19 protein-coding genes are annotated in these 18324 nt (G+C 58.5%); 13 read left to right on the top strand and 6 right to left on the bottom strand.

Annotation, left to right across the window (positions count from 1 at the left end):
• The first annotated feature begins 21 nt into the window (after positions 1–21).
• The 3 genes from ACP7EE_RS26850 to ACP7EE_RS26840 are packed head-to-tail and all read left to right on the top strand — an operon-like array spanning position 22 to position 1870.
• Complete coding sequence (locus ACP7EE_RS26850; RefSeq protein ID WP_426206700.1) at positions 22–522, top strand: MFS transporter; 501 nt, start codon at positions 22–24, stop codon at positions 520–522.
• Between the two features lie 16 nt (positions 523–538).
• Complete coding sequence (locus ACP7EE_RS26845; RefSeq protein ID WP_420647833.1) at positions 539–1315, top strand: class II glutamine amidotransferase; 777 nt, start codon at positions 539–541, stop codon at positions 1313–1315.
• Between the two features lie 12 nt (positions 1316–1327).
• Positions 1328–1870: a DUF2937 family protein gene (locus tag ACP7EE_RS26840; protein ID WP_420647834.1), complete on the top strand. Its 543-nt coding sequence runs from the start codon at positions 1328–1330 to the stop codon at positions 1868–1870.
• Between the two features lie 147 nt (positions 1871–2017).
• Here ACP7EE_RS26840 and ACP7EE_RS26835 read toward each other — a convergent pair whose 3' ends face one another.
• Entirely contained in the window at positions 2018–2932 is a 915-nt protein-coding gene (locus ACP7EE_RS26835) for a LysR family transcriptional regulator (protein ID WP_426237995.1), read from the bottom strand.
• Between the two features lie 157 nt (positions 2933–3089).
• Here ACP7EE_RS26835 and ACP7EE_RS26830 point away from each other — a divergent pair, with 157 nt between their 5' ends.
• The 4 genes from ACP7EE_RS26830 to ACP7EE_RS26815 all read left to right on the top strand — a co-directional run bounded on the left by ACP7EE_RS26830 (position 3090) and on the right by ACP7EE_RS26815 (position 6810).
• On the top strand, positions 3090–4376 hold the full coding sequence (locus tag ACP7EE_RS26830) for an MFS transporter (RefSeq protein WP_426237993.1): 1287 nt from the start codon (positions 3090–3092) through the stop codon (positions 4374–4376).
• A gap of 66 nt (positions 4377–4442) precedes the next feature.
• Positions 4443–5195 (top strand): 5-oxoprolinase subunit PxpA, encoded by a 753-nt coding sequence (locus tag ACP7EE_RS26825; RefSeq protein WP_426237991.1) that lies wholly within the window; start codon positions 4443–4445, stop codon positions 5193–5195.
• Entirely contained in the window at positions 5192–5896 is a 705-nt protein-coding gene (locus ACP7EE_RS26820) for a 5-oxoprolinase subunit B family protein (RefSeq protein ID WP_426237989.1), read from the top strand. The genes ACP7EE_RS26825 and ACP7EE_RS26820 overlap by 4 nt, the downstream gene beginning before the upstream one ends.
• Positions 5893–6810 carry a biotin-dependent carboxyltransferase family protein gene (locus ACP7EE_RS26815; protein WP_426237987.1) on the top strand — a complete coding sequence of 306 codons (918 nt, stop codon included), beginning with the start codon at positions 5893–5895 and terminating at the stop codon, positions 6808–6810. Before ACP7EE_RS26820 ends, ACP7EE_RS26815 begins: the two co-directional genes overlap by 4 nt.
• Before the next feature lie 136 nt (positions 6811–6946).
• On the opposite strand, the gene ACP7EE_RS26810 is transcribed toward ACP7EE_RS26815, so the two are convergent.
• Positions 6947–8125 carry a vWA domain-containing protein gene (locus tag ACP7EE_RS26810; protein ID WP_426206679.1) on the bottom strand — a complete coding sequence of 393 codons (1179 nt, stop codon included), beginning with the start codon at positions 8123–8125 and terminating at the stop codon, positions 6947–6949.
• Between the two features lie 12 nt (positions 8126–8137).
• A complete protein-coding gene (locus ACP7EE_RS26805) occupies positions 8138–8983 on the bottom strand; it encodes an AAA family ATPase (protein ID WP_028620815.1) in 846 nt (281 codons plus the stop codon).
• Between the two features lie 201 nt (positions 8984–9184).
• Here ACP7EE_RS26805 and ACP7EE_RS26800 point away from each other — a divergent pair, with 201 nt between their 5' ends.
• Together ACP7EE_RS26800 and ACP7EE_RS26795 are read left to right on the top strand one after the other, a co-directional pair.
• A complete protein-coding gene (locus ACP7EE_RS26800) occupies positions 9185–9415 on the top strand; it encodes a DUF4160 domain-containing protein (protein ID WP_426206680.1) in 231 nt (76 codons plus the stop codon).
• Positions 9403–9903, top strand: coding sequence for a helix-turn-helix domain-containing protein (locus ACP7EE_RS26795; RefSeq protein ID WP_426206681.1), 501 nt, complete (start codon positions 9403–9405; stop codon positions 9901–9903). Before ACP7EE_RS26800 ends, ACP7EE_RS26795 begins: the two co-directional genes overlap by 13 nt.
• Here ACP7EE_RS26795 and ACP7EE_RS26790 read toward each other — a convergent pair.
• Complete coding sequence (locus ACP7EE_RS26790) at positions 9900–10973, bottom strand: DUF748 domain-containing protein (RefSeq protein WP_426237985.1); 1074 nt, start codon at positions 10971–10973, stop codon at positions 9900–9902. The genes ACP7EE_RS26795 and ACP7EE_RS26790 overlap by 4 nt on opposite strands.
• Positions 10974–11100: 127 nt before the next feature.
• On the opposite strand from ACP7EE_RS26790, the gene cysK reads away from it, so the two are divergent.
• Entirely contained in the window at positions 11101–12075 is a 975-nt protein-coding gene (gene cysK, locus ACP7EE_RS26785) for a cysteine synthase A (protein ID WP_420647844.1), read from the top strand.
• 187 nt (positions 12076–12262) lie between these two features.
• Positions 12263–13201, top strand: a complete 939-nt coding sequence (locus tag ACP7EE_RS26780) for an aspartyl/asparaginyl beta-hydroxylase domain-containing protein (RefSeq protein WP_420647845.1) — start codon at positions 12263–12265, stop codon at positions 13199–13201.
• 268 nt (positions 13202–13469) lie between these two features.
• Here the strand turns inward: ACP7EE_RS26780 and ACP7EE_RS26775 are convergent, their stop codons facing one another.
• Entirely contained in the window at positions 13470–14009 is a 540-nt protein-coding gene (locus ACP7EE_RS26775; RefSeq protein ID WP_426237983.1) for a hypothetical protein, read from the bottom strand.
• Between the two features lie 410 nt (positions 14010–14419).
• Here ACP7EE_RS26775 and ACP7EE_RS26770 point away from each other — a divergent pair, with 410 nt between their 5' ends.
• Positions 14420–15283: a DMT family transporter gene (locus ACP7EE_RS26770; protein ID WP_426237981.1), complete on the top strand. Its 864-nt coding sequence runs from the start codon at positions 14420–14422 to the stop codon at positions 15281–15283.
• Positions 15284–15341: 58 nt separating this feature from the next.
• On the opposite strand, the gene ACP7EE_RS26765 is transcribed toward ACP7EE_RS26770, so the two are convergent.
• The gene (locus ACP7EE_RS26765) at positions 15342–16250 is read right to left on the bottom strand and encodes a DMT family transporter (RefSeq protein WP_420647859.1); all 909 of its coding nucleotides are present in this window, start codon (positions 16248–16250) and stop codon (positions 15342–15344) included.
• Positions 16251–16476: 226 nt separating this feature from the next.
• Between ACP7EE_RS26765 and aceK the strand changes: the two genes are divergently transcribed.
• Complete coding sequence (gene aceK, locus ACP7EE_RS26760) at positions 16477–18198, top strand: bifunctional isocitrate dehydrogenase kinase/phosphatase (protein WP_426206687.1); 1722 nt, start codon at positions 16477–16479, stop codon at positions 18196–18198.
• Positions 18199–18324: the final 126 nt, after the last annotated feature.

Raw genomic sequence — 18324 nt, 5'->3', positions numbered from 1 at the left:
CGCCTCTTTGCCTGCCTTGCCATGGACACCATGACCGAGAACGACTATCTGATCGCCTGGGGCCTCTACGCCTTTGCCGCTTTAGGCTGCCTGCTGGTATGGATGCGCATGACCCGCTGGATGTGGCGCTGGCTGCGCGAGCCACTGCGTCTGCTGATGGCCGTGTTGCTGCTGACCCCGACCATTGTCGATCAGGTGAAGGATAAAGTGGCGCCAGCCGTCGCCATCACCGCATTGGATCTGGCATTCAAGGTTGGCAACAACGCCTGGCGCGCGGTCTCCGATCTGTTCATGTACGGGATGATCGCTTTCGGCATTTACCTGATTTTCGTGCTGATCCGTTTGCCGATAGAGCGAGCGTCGAAGGCGCGCAAGGAACAGGCCGAAGCAGCCAAAGTCGCCGCCCGTGCCGATGATGAGCGTAACGACGATCAACCGTTCGGCGGTGCCGGCGATGATCGTTATGGCCGTCCACCGTTGCCGAACAATCCGCAGCGCATGCGCGTCGAGCCGCGTCTGTAATCACGAGAGTCAGCACATGTGTGAACTACTGGGCATGAGTGCCAACGTGCCGACCGATATCGTGTTCAGCTTCACCGGGCTGATGCAGCGCGGCGGCCGCACCGGGCCGCACCGCGACGGCTGGGGCATCGCTTTCTACGAAGGTCGCGGCTTGCGTCTGTTTCAGGATCCGGCCGCGAGCTGCGAATCCGAAGTGGCCAATCTGGTGCAACGTTATCCAATCAAGAGTGAAGTGGTCATCGGCCACATCCGTCAGGCCAACGTCGGCAAGGTCTGCCTGTCCAACACCCACCCGTTCGTCCGCGAACTGTGGGGGCGCAACTGGTGCTTCGCGCACAACGGCCAGCTCGCCGATTTCACCCCGATCAAGAGTTTTTACCGCCCGGTCGGCGATACCGACAGCGAAGCGGCGTTCTGCGATTTGCTCAACCGCGTGCGTGGCGCATTTCCGGAACCGGTCGATATAGAAGCGCTGCTGCCGGATCTGGTTGCCGCGTGCGCCGAATACCGCAGCAAAGGCGTGTTCAACTGCCTGCTCAGCGACGGCGACTGGCTGTTCTGCTATTGCTCGACCAAACTGGCGCAGATCACCCGGCGCGCACCGTTTGGCCCGGCGCGGCTGAAGGATGTCGATGTGATCGTCGACTTCCAGGCCGAAACCACACCCAACGACGTGGTGACGGTGATCGCCACCGAACCACTCACCGAAAACGAAACCTGGACCCGCTACGAACCGGGCCAATGGAGCCTGTGGCGACGCGGCGAATGCGTCAGCCAGGGCAAGACTGCATAAGGATCTACCCCGATGTTGCTCAGTTATCTACGGCTGGTGTTGTTTGCGGCGGGCCTGTTGATCGGTGTCCAGGTGCCGGGTTTCATCAACGATTACGCAAAACGCGTCGAAGCGCATTTGATCGAGGCGCAGACCGGTCTGCGCGGCTTCCAGGGCACTGCCGAGCAGTTCTTCAAGGGCGATATTCAGGCACTGGTCGCGCATTACCGCGCCAGCGAAGACCCGGTGTTTCGCAGCGATGCCGACAGTCTGAGCACTATGCTTGACCGTCAATTGGCACTGGATAAACAGTTCCAGGCCATGCAAGGCCCGTGGTACATCCGCTTCCTGCAAGTGGTACTGGCGGCCGACCCGGACATCCGCAAGGAAACCTGGAACGGCTACAGCTACCAGATCCTGCTGACCCCGGAAGCGATGATCTGGGGCATGAGCGGCGCGTTGCTGCTGTCGTTCGGCATCGAATGCCTGTTCCGTCTGATCGACTGGGTGGTGCTCGGCGGCAAGCGTCTGCGCCAGAGCCGGCCGATTGAAGACCGGGATGTGCGCGGTCTCTGAATTCGCAGCGGGGAGCTTCTGTGGCGAGGGGATTTATCCCCGCTCGGCTGCGCAGCAGTCGCCAAATCTGCAATCACAGTGTGACTGGACTACTTTGGGGCGGCTTCGCCACCCAACGGGGATAAATCCCCTCGCCACAAGGTTGCGTCAGTCAGACAGAGTGACGTAGTTCTCGCCCATCTTCTGCGCATAGCCCTCCAGCACCTGCTGACACAACGTCACGACCTCCTCGACCCACTCCACGCCAACCCGCCACGACACCACCACCTGCAAATTCTGCGGGCGCTGATCGATGTCGAGCAGGATCAATTCCCCGCGCGCCAATTCCTCGGCCACCAGCACTGGCGGCAATGCGCCGATACCGAATCCATCACGCAACAACCGGGTAATCGCCGACACCGAATTCACGCAATTCAAGCGTGGCGCGAGCACGCCGTGGGCCTGCATCAACGCCAGAATATCCTGATGCGGTCGAGAGTTTTTCGAGTAGGTGATGATCCGCTCCTGAGCCAGATCGGCGAGGCTCGCGTAGTCACGGTTGTAGATCGAATTGCTGGCGACAATCCAGCCCAGCGGATGGCTGGCCAGTTCCAGGCTGCGCACGCTTTCGTGGCGCACCAGATCGGTTTGCAGGATCAGATCGAGAAAGCCTTTTTGCAGCTGATCGCAGAGATTCAGCGAGGTATCCGCCACCAGTTCGATTTCGACCATTGGATACAGATCGGTCATCTGCGCCACCAACGGACTGAGCCAAGTGTGAATGACCGTGTCCATCACCCCGATGCGCACCCGGCCGACCTTGCATGAGCGAGTCTCGATCGACTGCTTCAACGCCTGCATGGTGGCGAGCATCTGCTCGGCGTACTCCAGCACTTTCAAGCCTTCCGGCGTCAGGCTGACCCCGCGCGAATCGCGCAGAAACAACTTCACCTCAAGTTCGCTTTCCAGCGCCGCAATGCGGCTGGAAATCGACGCCTGGGTGGTGAACAGCTTGTCGGCGGTCAGACGAAAACTCTTCAGCCGGGCGACCCAGACAAAGGTCTCGAGAAACTTCAGATTCATGCGGTCGGCTCGGGTGACAAAAAAATCTTATGCCTAAGGCGGGTTTTTACTCGTTGGACGCGACAGCCTGACGCAGCCAAAAATCGCCGCATCCGGTTCCCACGATAGGCGTCGTCGGGACTACGAACAAGACCAATAATAATTGCGGAGATTTGCCATGAGTGCTCCCGACACCGTCTCTTTATCCAAGCCCGCGACGCGTCCCGGCCCGTTCGATTGGTATCGCAATATCAATCAACAGGAACGCCGCACCTTCTGGAGCTGCAAGATCGGCTACGGCCTGGACGGCATGGACACGCAGATGCTCAGCTTCGTGGTGCCGACCCTGATCGCCATGTGGGGCATCACCACTGGCGAAGCCGGGCTGATCCACACCAGCACCCTGATCGCCTCGGCCATCGGCGGTTGGGTCGCGGGGATTCTCTCCGACCGCATCGGCCGCGTGCGCACTCTGCAACTGACGGTGCTGTGGTTTGCCTTTTTCACCTTCCTCTGCGGCTTCGCCCAGAACTACGAACAACTGCTGATTGCGCGCACCTTGATGGGTTTCGGTTTTGGCGGTGAATGGACGGCGGGCGCGGTGCTGATCGGTGAAGTGATCCGCGCCAAGGATCGCGGCAAAGCCGTGGGGATGGTGCAATCCGGCTGGGCGCTGGGTTGGGGGCTGACGGCGATTCTTTATGCGCTGCTGTTCTCGCTGCTGCCGCCGGAAGACGCCTGGCGTGCGCTGTTCATCCTCGGCATCGTGCCAGCGATTTTCGTGATCTTCGTTCGGCGGCTGGTGAAAGATCCGGAGATCTACCGCGAAGCCAAGGCGCAGCAAACACCGGAGAACACGGCGAAGTTTTACGAGATTTTCGCGCCGGGCATGCTCTTCATCACATTCCGCGCTTCATTGCTGACCACTGGCGCGCTCGGCGGTTATTACGCCATCACCTCTTGGCTGCCGACTTTTTTGAAAAATGAACGCGGCCTGAGTGTGCTCGGCACCGGCGGATATCTGGCGATGGTGATCGTCGGTTCCTACGTCGGTTACGTGATTAGCGCTTATCTAACTGACCTGCTGGGGCGTAAGAAGAACTTCATCCTGTTCGCGGTTGGCTCGTTCACCATCGTGCTGCTCTACACGCAATTGCCGGTCAGTAACGGCGTAATGCTGTGGCTGGGTTTCCCGCTGGGCTTCTTTGCTTCGGGAATTTTCAGCGGCATGGGCGCATTTCTCACCGAGCTGTTTCCGACGCGGATTCGCGGTTCGGGACAGGGCTTTTGCTACAACATCGGTCGGGCGCTGGCGGCGTTGTTTCCACTGCTGATCGGCCTGCTTAGCCAGAGCGTTCCGCTGAGCGTGGGGATTGGAGCGTTCGCGGCGGTGTCCTACGGCGTGGTGATTATCGCGGCGTTGAGCCTGCCGGAAACCCGTGGCAAAGAACTCGACGCGCAGTAACTGATAATCTGCGGGGCACTGTCTGTCCCACGGCACAAAAAGAAAAGAACTACAGGAGTGTTCACCGTGAGCCGCCTGCTATTGAACTGCGACATTGGCGAGAGCTTCGGCAGCTGGACTATGGGTCTGGACGCCGAGATCATGCCCTTCATCGATTGCGCCAACATTGCCTGCGGCTTCCACGCCGGCGACCCGGGCATCATGCGCAAAACCGTCAGCCTCGCATTGAGCCACGGCGTGCAGATCGGCGCGCATCCGGCCTATCAGGATCTGGTGGGATTTGGTCGGCGCTCGATGGCGTATTCCGCGCAGGAACTGCAAGACATCCTGCACTACCAGATCGGCGCCCTCGATGGCATTTGCCGCGCTCAGGGTGGACGGGTCAGTTACGTCAAACCCCATGGTGCGATGTACAACGACATGATGGCCAACCCGGCGCAGTTGCGTGCTGTGCTTCAGGCGGTCGCGGCTTACGACTGCACGTTGCCGCTTATGCTCATGGCGACCCGCGACAACACGGCCGCGCAGCAACTGGGCGATGAATACGGCGTGACGTTGTGGTTCGAAGCCTTCGCCGACCGCGCCTACGACAGCGCCGGCCGACTGGTCTCGCGACAACTGCCGGGGGCGGTGCATCACGATGCGCAAACCATCATCGAGCAAGCACTGACCATCGCCCGTGGCGACAAGCTGACCGCCAGTGATGGCAGCGCATTGCACCTGCAAGCCAACACGTTGTGCGTGCACGGCGACAACGCCAGTTCGGTGGCCGCCGTGCAGCGCATTCGCCAGGCTTTGGACGAGCAGAGCGCGTCATGAAACCACGGATTGAAGTAGTGGCACTGGATTGCCTGATGCTGCGTCTGTTCGATGAAATCGCCGAAGCCAACATGCCGTGGATGCTTGCCGCCAGTGAGCGTTTGCGCGCTGTATTCGGCGCGCAACTGATCGATCTGGTGCCGTCCTACACCACGCTGATGGTGCATTACGATCTCACCGTGCTAAGTCCGAATCAGGCGCGTGATTTGATTGCCGAAGCCTTGATTGATCTGTCGCCGAACGCAAGAGCCGGCGGCCAGTGCCATGTATTGCCGGTCTGGTATGACTTGAGCGTCGGGCCAGAACTGCGCTTGCTCGCTGAACGCAGTGGGCTGCCGGTGGAGGAGGTGATCCGCCGCCACAGTGGAAGGGAATATCAGGTATTCGCACTGGGCTTCGCTCCAGGTTTTGCCTTCATGGGGCTGGTTGAAGAAATCCTCGCGGCCCCACGTTTGAACACCCCGCGCAAAAAAGTCGCTGCCGGCAGCGTGGGTATCGCCGAACGGCAGACCGCTGCGTACCCGGTGGTATCCCCTGGCGGCTGGAATCTGATCGGTCGCACCCCCGCTAAATTGTTCGACCGCAATCGCGACGGCTACAGCCTGATGCAACCCGGCGACACCGTGCGCTTCGAAGCAGTGAGCCATGCCGAGTTCATCAATCTGGGCGGTGACGACACGCCATTGGAGGTCTTGGCATGAGCCGTCTGACGATTGCAGCAAGTACGCCGTTGTGTCTGTTGCAGGACGCCGGACGCTTTGGCGTTCGGCATTTGGGCGTGACCCAGGGTGGCGCGGCCGACTGGTGTTCGATGGCGTGGGCCAACTGGTTGCTGGGGAATGGACTGGATCTGCCGGTGGTCGAAATCACCCTCGGCGGGTTTGCCGTGGTGGCTGAAGAGGACTGCGTGCTGGCGCTGGCCGGGGCAGATCTCGGCGCGCAGATTGATGGCGAGCCGTTGGCGCCTTGGCGCAGTTTCAAGCTACGTAAAGGGCAGATTTTGAAGTTCATCCAGCCATTGCTTGGTGCCCGCGCATATCTGGCGGCGCCGGGTGGCTTTGATGCGCCAAAAGTGTTGGGCAGCAGCGCCACGGTGGTGCGCGAAGAACTCGGCGGACTCGATGGCATGGGGTTGCCGTTGGCCAAAAGCGCGACGCTGAGCTATCACGGCGAAACCTTGTTGGTGCGCGAAGTGCCGCTGGCGCAGCGCCCGGATCTGCGGAATGCAGCGCCGCTGGATCTGGTGCTGGGCGCGCAGATCGGTCAGTTCAGCGGGCAGAGTCTGTTCGATGTGTTCAACAGCGCGTGGACACTGGACAGTCGCGCGGATCGCATGGGTATTCGCCTGTTGGGCAAGGCGTTGCATTACCAGGGCGCGCCGATGATTTCCGAAGGGATTCCGCTGGGCGCGGTGCAGGTGCCGCCGGACGGTCAGCCGATTGTGTTGCTCAATGATCGGCAGACGATTGGCGGGTATCCGCGATTGGGCGCGTTGACGCCCTTGGCGCTGGCGCGGCTGGCGCAGTGTCTGCCTGGGGCAAAAGTGCGGCTGCGGCCTGTGGTGCAAGACGTCGCACACCGCGAACACATCGAATATCTGCATCAGTTCAAATAAAGCTAAAAGCATCGTCGGAACGCCGCCCGGACCAAGCCCGCTCCCACAGGTATCGGCGTCGAGCACATAACTTGTGATCACCGTCGAACACTGTGGGAGCTGGCTTGCCAGCGATGGCGTCAGTCCAGGCAACGGATTACTTGGACAAAAACCGCATCCCTTCTTCCAACCCACGCAACGTCAACGGATACATCTGATCTTCAATCAAATCCCGCACGATGTTGGTCGAGGAGGTATAGCCCCAAGTGTCCTTCGGATACGGATTGATCCAGATAAGCTTCTTGTACTTCTCCATGAACCGCTGCATCCACACATAACCCGGCTCTTCGTTCCAGTGCTCGACGCTGCCGCCAGCCTGGGTGATTTCATACGGCGCCATCGCAGCATCGCCAATGAAGATCACTTTGTAGTCGGCGCCGTACTTGTGCAGCAGATCCTGAGTCGAAGTGCGCTCGGACGTGCGGCGCATGTTGTTCTTCCACACTGACTCGTAAACGAAATTGTGGAAGTAGAAATACTCCAAATGTTTGAACTCGGTCTTGCAGGCCGAGAACAATTCCTCGCAGATCTTCACGTGCGCATCCATCGAGCCGCCGATGTCGAACAGCAACAACAGCTTCACGGTGTTGCGTCGTTCCGGACGCATCTGGATATTCAGCAGCCCGGCATCGCGAGCGGTGTAGTCGATGGTGCCATCGATATCCAGCTCTTCCGCCGCACCCTGACGGGCAAACTTGCGCAAGCGGCGCAAGGCAACTTTGATATTGCGCGTGCCCAGTTCCACGGAATCATCGAGGTTCTTGTACTCGCGCTGATCCCAGACTTTCACCGCTTTGCCTTGGCGTTTGCCGGCGTCGCCAACCCGAATGCCTTCCGGGTTGAAACCGCCGGAACCAAACGGACTGGTGCCGCCAGTGCCGATCCATTTATTGCCGCCGGCGTGGCGTTCCTTCTGTTCTTCCAGACGCTTCTTGAATTCTTCGATGAGCTTGTCGAGGCCGCCGAGCGACTGGATTTGCGCGCGTTCTTCGTCGCTTAGCGAACGTTCGAACTCCTTGCGCAGCCAGTCTTCGGGAATCAGCGCCTGCAAATGGTCGTCGAGTTTTTCCAGGCCATTGAAGTAGGCGCCGAACGCACGGTCGAACTTGTCGAAATGCCGTTCGTCCTTGACCAGAATCGCCCGTGACAAGTAATAAAACTCGTCCATGTCGGCGAAGGTCACGCGCTGTTTCAGCGCGTTGATCAGGTCGAGCAGTTCGCGCACCGACACCGGCACTTTGGCTGCACGCATTTCATTGAACAGGTTGAGCAACATGGCATCAGCCTCTTAGCGGGTGCCGCGACGGCTCATGAACGCCAGGCGCTCAAGCAGTTGCACGTCCTGTTCGTTCTTCACCAAGGCGCCTGCCAGCGGCGGAATGGCTTTGGTCGGATCGCGCTCGCGCAGCACTGCCTCGCCGATGTTGTCGGCCATCAGCAGTTTCAGCCAGTCGACCAGTTCCGAAGTCGAAGGCTTCTTCTTCAGGCCCGGCACTTTGCGCACGTCGAAGAATACGTCCAGCGCTTCGCTGACCAGATCCTTCTTGATGTCCGGGTAGTGCACGTCGACGATTTTCTGCAGCGTGGTGCGATCCGGGAACGCGATGTAATGGAAGAAGCAACGGCGCAGGAACGCGTCCGGCAGCTCTTTCTCGTTGTTCGAAGTAATGATGATGATCGGACGCTTCTTCGCCTTGATGGTCTCGTCGATTTCGTAAACGTAGAACTCCATCTTGTCGAGTTCTTGCAGCAGGTCGTTAGGGAACTCGATGTCAGCCTTGTCGATCTCGTCGATCAGCAGAATGACGCGCTCTTCAGACTCGAACGCCTCCCACAGCTTGCCCTTCTTCAGGTAGTTGCGAACGTCGTGGACTTTTTCCGTCCCCAGTTGCGAGTCACGCAGACGGCTGACGGCGTCGTACTCGTACAGGCCCTGATGCGCCTTGGTGGTGGACTTGATGTGCCAGGTGATCAACTTGGCGCCGAACGATTCGGCCAGTTGCTCGGCGAGCATGGTCTTGCCGGTGCCCGGCTCGCCCTTGACCAGGAGCGGCCGCTCCAGGGTGATGGCGGCGTTGACCGCCAGCTTCAGGTCATCGGTGGCGACGTAGGCCTGGGTGCCTTCGAACTTCATCTGCTAATCCTCGAACGGTAACGCCGACCTGAACGGGCAGGGCGGGGGCGAAATAATCGGATGCCCGACTATAACGCGCAGCCCGGTCGACTGTGAACGCAGACGGCTTATTCAGTCTCTGAATGGGGCGTCACATGTTGACTCAGTCTCGGCTGATGGCCAGTATTCAGGTATCGCCGATTTGGCGATAGTATTCCCGGCATGTCTACTAAATACCGATTCAGAGAAAAATACCGCATTCAGTTGCGTGAGAAAGATCATCCTCCGCCCCATGTGCACCTGACAGGTGGTGGAGTGGATGTGATGCTCAGCCTGGAACCTGTCGGAGTCATGATGGGCCGAGCACCACAACTGATCATCAAGGAAGCGCTGACCTGGGTCCTGGCCCATCAGGCCCAACTGCTGGAGGATTGGAAACAATGCTATCCATGAAACGGCCGCGTTTGTCGGCAGTGCAGGCTTTGCCGAATGGTCGGCTGGCGTTGACCTTTATCGACGGCCAACAATGGACCCTGGACCTGAGCGAGGATTTTCTGGCGTATCCGGGTCTACGGCCATTGCTAAACTCAGATGTATTCGACACAGCGTCACTCGGTGATGACGGCTGGAGCGTCGAATGGTTGGAACCAGACATCCAGATCGGTGCCGATACCTTGTATAGGGATGCGTTGGCGCAAAACGCTCCGGACGAAAACACGCGGATATTCATGGCGTGGCGTGCTCGGACCGGTTTGCCACTGAACCAAGCGGCAGAAGCATTGGGCGTCAGCCCCCGCAGCATCACTCGCTACAGCAATGGCCGAGAAGCTGTGCCCCGCTCACTGGCGTTGGCCTGCCTTGGTTGGGATTCATTGCAGGATAAGTCGACACTGATCGCGGCCGAGGACACCGGCCGCTATGTCGTCAATCGTAAAACCTAGCCCGCATCCGGCTTCGGCCGTTCATACCGCGCATTGAATGCCTGGACGAATCCATTGCGCAAAATCTGCAAAAACGCTTCGAACGCGCTGATATTTTGCTGGTGCACGCTACCGCGGAGTTCGACCTTGGTGGCGAATTGGTTTTTCGCCTGGTTCTTCAACACGGTTTCGGTGCCACCGACCAACGCCTCCCAAACTGAGCGGAAGATGCTCTTGTCCTTGTTTTCGACGTCTTGCTGCCAGTTGAACACTTCGACATCGCGCAACAGCGGCTTGATGTAGCCCTTGACCTGACCTTTTTTCGCAGCAGCTTCGATGACCACGTCGCCGTGCCCTGCACTGAAGTCGAACTTGCCGTAGGCCGAGGCGAAGTCGTTCATTTTTTTCAGTTCGATGTCGCGGGCACGCAGGCGGAATTCGAATTCTTCGAAGTTGCTCAGGGGGTCAAATGTGGCAGTGGTTTCCAGCGGGGCGTGGCCCAGTAACAAGGCTTTACCTTCGAAGCGGGCGTCGCGTTTACCTTCCTTGTCGACTACGTTGGTCAGGTTGTAAATGCTGGCATCAACGTTGGTGGCATTCATGTTTACTGGCGGTTTGGAGTTGAAGTTGCGGAAACTGATGCGGCCGTCCTGAATTTGGACTTCATCCAGGGTGATCGGTAACAGCTTGCTTAACTGCTCACGCCAGTCGGTGCCTTTACCCGTTTGTGAGTTCTGCTTGTTACTGCCGTCGACGAAATTAACTTGCGGACTGATGAACCTCGCCTGGGCGACGACAGCATGGTCGTACCACAGCGAGTGCCAACTCACTGCGAGGTCTACCACCGGCGCATCCACGAACGGCACCGGTACCTTGCCGTCGACCTTGACGATTTTCAGGCCGTTGATCTTGTAGGCGCCGCGCCAAAGCGCCAGATCGACGTCTGTCACCTGACCGCGGTAATCGCCCATGTTCGCCAGTTTGTCATTCAGATAGTCGCGCACCAGATAAGGCAGGGCGATGTGTAACGCGACCAATAACACGATGACGGTGGCAAAAGCCCACAACGACCAGCTGTAGCGACGTTTCATGGTGAAGATTCCCGAACGATATAATTCGATTGACTGCTGACGCTCGCAGACGTTCGACCGACTGGACTGACACGGGCAACAGGCTTACCTTGGAGCGCTGAATTCAATGCTGCACAAGGACCCAGCCATGAGCCGTATCTTCGCTGACAACGCCCACTCCATCGGCAACACGCCGCTGGTGCAGATCAACCGCATTGCGCCGCGTGGCGTGACCATTCTGGCCAAGATTGAAGGCCGCAACCCCGGTTACTCGGTCAAGTGCCGGATCGGCGCGAACATGATCTGGGATGCCGAAGGCAGCGGCAAACTCAAGCCGGGCATGACCATCGTCGAGCCGACTTCGGGCAACACCGGTATCGGTCTGGCGTTCGTCGCGGCGGCGCGCGGTTATAAACTGATGCTGACTATGCCGGCCTCAATGAGTATCGAACGGCGCAAAGTCCTCAAGGCGTTGGGCGCGGAACTGGTGCTGACCGAACCGGCCAAGGGCATGAAAGGCGCTATCGAAAAAGCCGCCGAAATTGTTGCCAGCGATACCGACAAATACTTCATGCCTTCGCAATTCGATAATCCGGCCAACCCGGCGATTCACGAAAAAACCACCGGCCCGGAAATCTGGAACGACACCGACGGTGCGGTCGATGTGCTGGTGGCGGGCGTCGGTACCGGCGGAACCATCACCGGTGTCTCGCGGTATATCAAGAACACCGCAGGCAAACCGATTATCTCGATCGCCGTGGAGCCAGTGTCTTCTCCAGTGATCACTCAGGCTTTGGCCGGTCAGGAAATCAAGCCGAGCCCGCACAAGATTCAGGGGATTGGCGCTGGTTTCGTGCCAAAAAACCTTGATCTGTCGATGGTCGACCGTGTCGAGCTGGTCACCGATGAAGAGTCCAAGGCCATGGCCCTGCGCCTGATGCAGGAAGAGGGGATTCTGTGCGGGATTTCCTGCGGCGCGGCCATGGCGGTTGCCGTGCGCCTGGCAGAGACTCCGGAAATGCAGGGCAAGACTATCGTGGTGATCCTGCCGGATTCGGGTGAACGCTATCTGTCGAGCATGTTGTTCAGCGATTTGTTTACTGATCAGGAGACCCAGCAATAACAAACGCGTTGATTCAAGTCAGCCAAGGTTCAGGGTCGCTATGTTAACTAATGCTTTGTTGCGCAATTGTTAACACTGAATCTTGGGTTGGACGGGTTTTTCCCAAAGCCGGTAGTGTTTATCATGGCCGGCTGCCATGCCGGGTAAATGGCATTGCGCAGCGTCGTCTTTTTTCAAGGAGTTGTTGATGACCTTTCCGTTTGCCGCCAAGGCGTTGGTGCTGTTGCTCTTTCTGGGCAGCACTCTCTATGTGCATTTGCGTGGCAAGGCACGCTTGCCGGTGCTGCGTCAGTTCGTCAACCACTCGGCGCTGTTCGCCCCGTACAACGCGTTGATGTACCTGTTCTCGGGCGTGCCGTCCAAGCCTTATCTGGATCGCAGCAAGTTTCCGGAACTGGATGTACTGCGCGACAACTGGGAAGTGATCCGCGACGAAGCCATGCACCTGTTTGACGAGGGTTACATTCGCGCTGCCGAGAAGAACAATGACGCCGGTTTTGGCTCGTTCTTCAAGAAGGGCTGGAAGCGGTTCTACCTCAAGTGGTACGACAAACCGCTGCCGTCGGCCGAATCTCTGTGCCCGAAAACCGTGGCGCTGGTGAGTGCCATTCCCAACGTCAAAGGCGCGATGTTTGCGTTATTGCCGGGTGGCAGCCACCTCAACCCGCATCGCGATCCGTTCGCCGGCTCTCTGCGCTATCACTTGGGTTTGTCGACGCCGAACTCCGACGATTGCCGGATCTTCGTTGACGGTCAGGTTTACGCTTGGCGCGACGGCGAAGACGTGATGTTCGATGAGACCTACGTGCACTGGGTCAAGAACGAAACCAACCAGACTCGAGTGATCCTGTTCTGCGACATCGAACGTCCGCTGAGCAACCGCTTCATGACCCGGATCAACCGCTTTATCAGCGCCTGGCTCGGTCGCGCCACTGCGCCGCAGAACCTCGACGATGAACAGGTCGGTGGCATCAACCGCGCCTACGCCTGGAGCAAGAGCTTCAGCGACAGGTTCAGTGGTGTGGTCAAGCAATGGAAACGCCGCAATCCCAAGGCCTACCGCGTGATGCGGCCAGTGCTGGCGGTGGTGGTGTTGACGTTGTTGGGGTATTGGTTGTTTGGTTGAGGCCAAGTTACGGAATGAAAAAACCGCTCGATTGAGCGGTTTTTTTTATGAGGAAAAACTAAAGGACGCACCAGCCAGCACGCCTCCCGGCTCCTCAACTGCCGGGTTTGCCAATGCTTCTCGGATCCGACGTAACTGTTTCTCGGACAATTCACTGCAAGCGTGCTTGCGATTGCCTCTGATCGATTTGGTATGTGCAGTTTTGTTTTCAACGAGCGCTTTCATAGTGTTTCCGACGTTGATCATTAATTGAACAGGTGCCCCGATACTAGTCGCACTCAACCAGCATCACAAGCCGGCCCTGTGCATCGAATTCAAAACCCAGCTGGCGATATAAAGGTATGACGCCTTCAAGAGGCTCCTGAATTTCGATCTGTTTGCTGCCGATGATGCGCGCGAAGTGACTGACGGCGGTCAACGCAAACGTGGCCACACGGCTTTTGAGCGGGTGATCGTTGCCGGGCTTGCCTTCCAGTCGCACAATTTTTACGCGCAGTCGGCTTTGGTTAGGATTGGCGAAACAGAGTCCGCACAACTCATTATCAAACCAGATCGACAGGTCAAAGCTCATTGGCTCTCTGGCTTTCCACACGACTACTTCGTGCCATGAGAAATGAGGATCGAGCCATTGCTCGTAAGCATCTAATGCTTGAGCGTCAATCGCCTCAAAGCGGACTCTGGAATGGTCGACGTCAATAATTCCGCATTGCTCCAACTCTTTCTCCAACCGGGCAAAGGTGGCACTGGCCTGTTTTCGCGCCTGCGACCTGTAAACCTGATACCGCAAATATGTCCGTTCCCTTGGCATGTGATCTCATACATTCCATGTCCCCCGTCGTTGGGCGCAGCAGTTGCAAACGAGCCTAAGCGTCGCCCGCCAGCCTGTCGCTACTGGCCCTTTGTCCAAGTCATTGCAATCCATGTCCGGCGCTGGTTATAGTCGGCGCTCGAATTTCACTGTCACCTCCATAAAGATCAGCCCAATGCCTGCATCCCTCATCAACGCGGTAGTCGATTCAGCGGTCAACGCTGGCGTCGTGCCGTGCGGGAATCAGCAGCCTGCGCAGATCAGTCATTACCCCCCACCTGTCAGTAGCCCACCGGGCGTTGGCATTTCGGGCTGATCAGCTTTTTGCTGACCCCCTGTGCCCGCCGGAAAAACCTACTGAATTTCAGCTTCGGCTGAGTTGGCTATGTGCCTGACTACAGGTGGTATTCATGTTTGTCCTTTCGAAAAAATCCGCGCTCGCGGCGGCGTCCACGAGCCTGTTCGTTCTGCTGTGGAGCAGCGGGGCGATCTTCTCCAAGTGGGGGCTTGCCCACGCTTCGCCCTTTGCCTTCCTGCTGATCCGCTTTGTAATTGCCTTGTGTGGGCTGGTGTTGCTGGTGCCGTTGCTCAAGCTGAAGCTACCCAGGGGCGGCAAACCGATGCTGTATGCGATGGCCACCGGGGTGGTGCTGTTGGGGGCCTATCAGATCTTTTATCTGTTGGCGCTAGACCTGAAAGTCACACCTGGCGTGATGGCAACCATCATGGGCGTGCAGCCGATTCTGACCGTGGTGATCATGGAGCGGCAGCGCTCGGCGAGCCGGATTTTTGGCCTGGCATTGGGGCTGGCCGGTTTGATCATGGTGGTCTACCAGGGGATCGGTCTGGCCGGAATGTCATTGGCGGGCATGCTGTTCGGTCTGTTGGCGTTGGCGAGCATGACCTTCGGTTCGATCATGCAGAAACGCATCACTGACAATCCCCTCGGCACGCTGCCGGTGCAGTATCTGGCCGGGCTATTACTGTGTGGGATCTTCGTGCCATTCCAGCCGTTCCACTTCGAGCACAGCGCCGGGTTTATCGTGCCGGTGTTGTGGATGGGGCTGGTGGTATCGGTGTTGGCGACGCTGCTGCTGTATCGATTGATCGCCAGGGGCAATCTGGTCAACGTGACCAGCCTGTTCTATCTGGTGCCGGCGGTGACGGCGGTGATGGACTATTTGATTTTCGGTAATCGCCTGGCTGCGCTGAGCGTGCTGGGCATGCTGTTGATCATCGTCGGTCTGGCCTTCGTGTTTCGTAAAACCACGTAATCAACGCCCATGAAAAAGGCCCGGAAGAAAACTTCCGGGCCTTTTTTGCAGCTGCAAATCAGCGCGCCGCGACTTCGACCGGCTTCACCGCCCCGGGCTTCAACACCAGCCACAGCGCAATCGCAATCAACACCCCGCCATACACATGCGCCATCGACAGCGGCTCATCGAGAAACAGCGCGCCCCACAACACGCCGAACGGCGGAATCATGAAGGTCACGGTCATCGACTTCACCGGCCCGATCGAGCTGAGCAAGCGGAAGTAAATGATGTAGGCAAACGCGGTGCAGCCCAGACCCAACCCCAGCAGCGACAACCAGACATTCCAGCCACCCCAGCTGACCGGCGGCTGGGTGATCACGCTGTAGCCGAACAATGGCAACAAAAACAACGTTGCACCGAGCATGCTGCCCACCGCCGAGAGACGGCTGTCGACACCGCCGGCCTGATCCAGCCAGCGCCGCGCGAGGAAACCGGCGAAGCCATAACAGGTGGTCGCGAGCAGGCAGGCGAGGGCGCCCATGAGCAATTGCAGGTCGAATGCGACCGGGCCGGCCCGCGTCAGTACGCCGACACCCATCAGACCGAGGAAGACCCCGCCAAGCTTGGCTACCGTGAGTTTTTCGCTGAAGAACAATCCGCCAATCAACACGCCCATCAGCGGTGTGGTGGCGTTGAAAATCGCCGAGTAGCCGGCCGGCAGCACTTGTGCGGCGACCGAATACAAGGTCGCTGGAACGCCGGAGTTGATCACGCCCAGCAGCATCAAGGTCTTGAGCTTGCCTTTGAAATCCCAGCTGATGCGCATCAGCCCGAGGATCACCAGCAACCCGACCGCCGCAATCGAGACGCGAAAAAATCCGGTAGGAATGGTGCCGACCACCGGGGCGATGATGCGCATGAACAGGAAGCTGGCGCCCCAGATGGCGGCCAGCGACAACATGCGGAAAATATCAACGGGGCTCACGGGCCACTCCTTCCATGATCGGGACGAGAGTGTTGCCGAGCACTCAAACGATGGCAACCGCTAATCGGGCATTTAATTTTCTCCGCCGGGGGGCGCATCGAACAAATTCGCCGTTACGGGCAGTCCGGTCGCGCATCTGGCACAAATCGCGCTTCACCTGCACCCACATCCATGGCTAAGCTCAGGCATTCGAGCGCAGGTTTCAATTCCCGCAGAGGTCTTATCTATGCCGCAGCAATGGCCAGCCACCGACATCGCCCGTCTGATCCTCGATGGCTTCGACGATTACCGTGAGCATTTCCGCCGGATTACCGATGGCGCGCGGGAGCGGTTCGAGAATGCGCGCTGGCAGGAGGCGCAAACCGCATCGGCGGCGCGAATCAATCTCTACGAAGAAAAGGTCGGCGAAACTATCGGCCGACTGCGCGAGCATTTCGCGCCGGACACGCTGAACGACGTCACCTGTTGGCCGCTGGTGAAAAGCGCCTACATCAGCATCATCGACCTGCGCTTCGACGATGAGCTGTCGGAGACTTGGTACAACTCGATTTTCTGCGGCCTGTTCAGTCACGACCTGATCAGCGACGGCTGCATGTTCATCCACACTACCCGCCCGAGCCTGCGCCGCGCGCGTGCCGCGCAAACCCGCACGTACAAGCCGCAAGGCCAGTTGTCGGACATGCTCGCGAGCATCTTTGACGATTACCGTTTCAACGAGGCCTACGCCGATCTGCCGCGCGACTTGCAGCGTCTCGAAGCGCAACTGCGCGAGAACCTGCCGGACTGGGTGTGCAAGGACCCGGAGCTGAGCGTCGAGCTGTTTTCCTCGGTTCTATATCGCAACAAAGGTGCGTACCTGGTCGGGCGTATCTACACCCGCGACGAACAGTGGCCGCTGGTGATTCCGCTGTTGCACCGTGAGGGACGCGGGATTCAGATCGATGCGTTGATCACCGATGAAGCCGACGTGTCGATCATCTTCTCGTTCACCCGTTCGTATTTCATGGTCGATGTCCCAGTGCCGGCAGAATTCATCGGCTTCCTGCGGCGCATCCTGCCGGGCAAGCACATTGCCGAGCTGTACACCTCGATTGGTTTTTACAAACATGGCAAGTCGGAGTTCTACCGCGCGCTGATCAATCATCTGGCCAACACCGACGATCAATTCATCATGGCCCCCGGTGTGCGCGGCATGGTCATGAGCGTGTTCACGCTGCCGGGTTTCAACACGGTGTTCAAGATCATCAAGGATCGCTTCTCGCCCTCGAAAAACGTCGACCGCGCGACGGTGATCGAGAAGTACCGACTGGTGAAAAGCGTCGACCGCGTCGGGCGCATGGCCGATACCCAGGAGTTTGCAGACTTCCGTTTTCCGCTGAGCAAGTTCGATCCGGCATGCCTGGCGGAATTGCTCGAGGTGGCGGCGTCGACGGTGTCGGTGGAAGACGAAACCGTGCTGATCCGCCACTGCTGGACCGAGCGCCGCATGACGCCGCTGAACCTGTATCTGGAGAACGCCAACGACGCGCAAGTGCGTGAAGCGCTCGAAGACTATGGCCTTGCGATCAAACAACTGGCGGCAGCGAACATCTTTCCCGGCGACATGCTGTTGAAGAACTTCGGCGTGACCCGGCATGGGCGGGTGGTGTTTTACGACTATGACGAGATCTGCTTTCTGACCGAGGCGAACTTCCGGCATATCCCGGCGCCGCGCACCCCGGAAGATGAAATGGCTTCGGAGCCGTGGTACTCGATTGGGCCGCTGGATGTTTTTCCGGAAGAATTTCCGCCGTTTCTGTTTGCCGATTCGGGGCAGCGCAAGTTGTTCGATCAGTTGCATGGGGAGTTGTACAACGCCGACTACTGGAAGAGCTTGCAGGAGGCGATTCGGGCCGGGAAAGTCATCGACGTTTTCCCCTATCGGCGCAAAGGCCTGGATAACGAGTAACGGCCTCCCCCTCACTGTAGAGACCGGCACATCCTTTACACATTAGACCGGGGACATCGTTTACACCTTTACAGGCTTGATACGCGTTTGGCATCGCGTTCAAGCCTGCCTAAACAGAAGTTGCAA

Origin of the sequence: Pseudomonas sp. TWP3-2 (assembly GCF_049897765.1) — a bacterium.
GTDB lineage: Bacteria > Pseudomonadota > Gammaproteobacteria > Pseudomonadales > Pseudomonadaceae > Aquipseudomonas.
Note: the sequence above shows the minus strand (reverse complement) of the source record. Positions and strands in the feature narration are given on the sequence as shown.

What these genes read in the sequence shown, in the direction of transcription:
- ACP7EE_RS26850 (WP_426206700.1), top strand. Translation starts at nt 22, where the DNA reads ATGGACACCATGACCGAGAACGACTATCTGATCGCCTGGGGCCTCTAC.
- ACP7EE_RS26845 (WP_420647833.1), top strand. Translation starts at nt 539, where the DNA reads ATGTGTGAACTACTGGGCATGAGTGCCAACGTGCCGACCGATATCGTG.
- ACP7EE_RS26840 (WP_420647834.1), top strand. Translation starts at nt 1,328, where the DNA reads ATGTTGCTCAGTTATCTACGGCTGGTGTTGTTTGCGGCGGGCCTGTTG.
- ACP7EE_RS26835 (WP_426237995.1), bottom strand. Translation starts at nt 2,932, where the DNA reads ATGAATCTGAAGTTTCTCGAGACCTTTGTCTGGGTCGCCCGGCTGAAG.
- ACP7EE_RS26830 (WP_426237993.1), top strand. Translation starts at nt 3,090, where the DNA reads ATGAGTGCTCCCGACACCGTCTCTTTATCCAAGCCCGCGACGCGTCCC.
- ACP7EE_RS26820 (WP_426237989.1), top strand. Translation starts at nt 5,192, where the DNA reads ATGAAACCACGGATTGAAGTAGTGGCACTGGATTGCCTGATGCTGCGT.
- ACP7EE_RS26815 (WP_426237987.1), top strand. Translation starts at nt 5,893, where the DNA reads ATGAGCCGTCTGACGATTGCAGCAAGTACGCCGTTGTGTCTGTTGCAG.
- ACP7EE_RS26810 (WP_426206679.1), bottom strand. Translation starts at nt 8,125, where the DNA reads ATGTTGCTCAACCTGTTCAATGAAATGCGTGCAGCCAAAGTGCCGGTG.
- ACP7EE_RS26805 (WP_028620815.1), bottom strand. Translation starts at nt 8,983, where the DNA reads ATGAAGTTCGAAGGCACCCAGGCCTACGTCGCCACCGATGACCTGAAG.
- ACP7EE_RS26800 (WP_426206680.1), top strand. Translation starts at nt 9,185, where the DNA reads ATGTCTACTAAATACCGATTCAGAGAAAAATACCGCATTCAGTTGCGT.
- ACP7EE_RS26795 (WP_426206681.1), top strand. Translation starts at nt 9,403, where the DNA reads ATGCTATCCATGAAACGGCCGCGTTTGTCGGCAGTGCAGGCTTTGCCG.
- ACP7EE_RS26790 (WP_426237985.1), bottom strand. Translation starts at nt 10,973, where the DNA reads ATGAAACGTCGCTACAGCTGGTCGTTGTGGGCTTTTGCCACCGTCATC.
- cysK (WP_420647844.1), top strand. Translation starts at nt 11,101, where the DNA reads ATGAGCCGTATCTTCGCTGACAACGCCCACTCCATCGGCAACACGCCG.
- ACP7EE_RS26780 (WP_420647845.1), top strand. Translation starts at nt 12,263, where the DNA reads ATGACCTTTCCGTTTGCCGCCAAGGCGTTGGTGCTGTTGCTCTTTCTG.
- ACP7EE_RS26775 (WP_426237983.1), bottom strand. Translation starts at nt 14,009, where the DNA reads ATGCCAAGGGAACGGACATATTTGCGGTATCAGGTTTACAGGTCGCAG.
- ACP7EE_RS26770 (WP_426237981.1), top strand. Translation starts at nt 14,420, where the DNA reads ATGTTTGTCCTTTCGAAAAAATCCGCGCTCGCGGCGGCGTCCACGAGC.
- aceK (WP_426206687.1), top strand. Translation starts at nt 16,477, where the DNA reads ATGCCGCAGCAATGGCCAGCCACCGACATCGCCCGTCTGATCCTCGAT.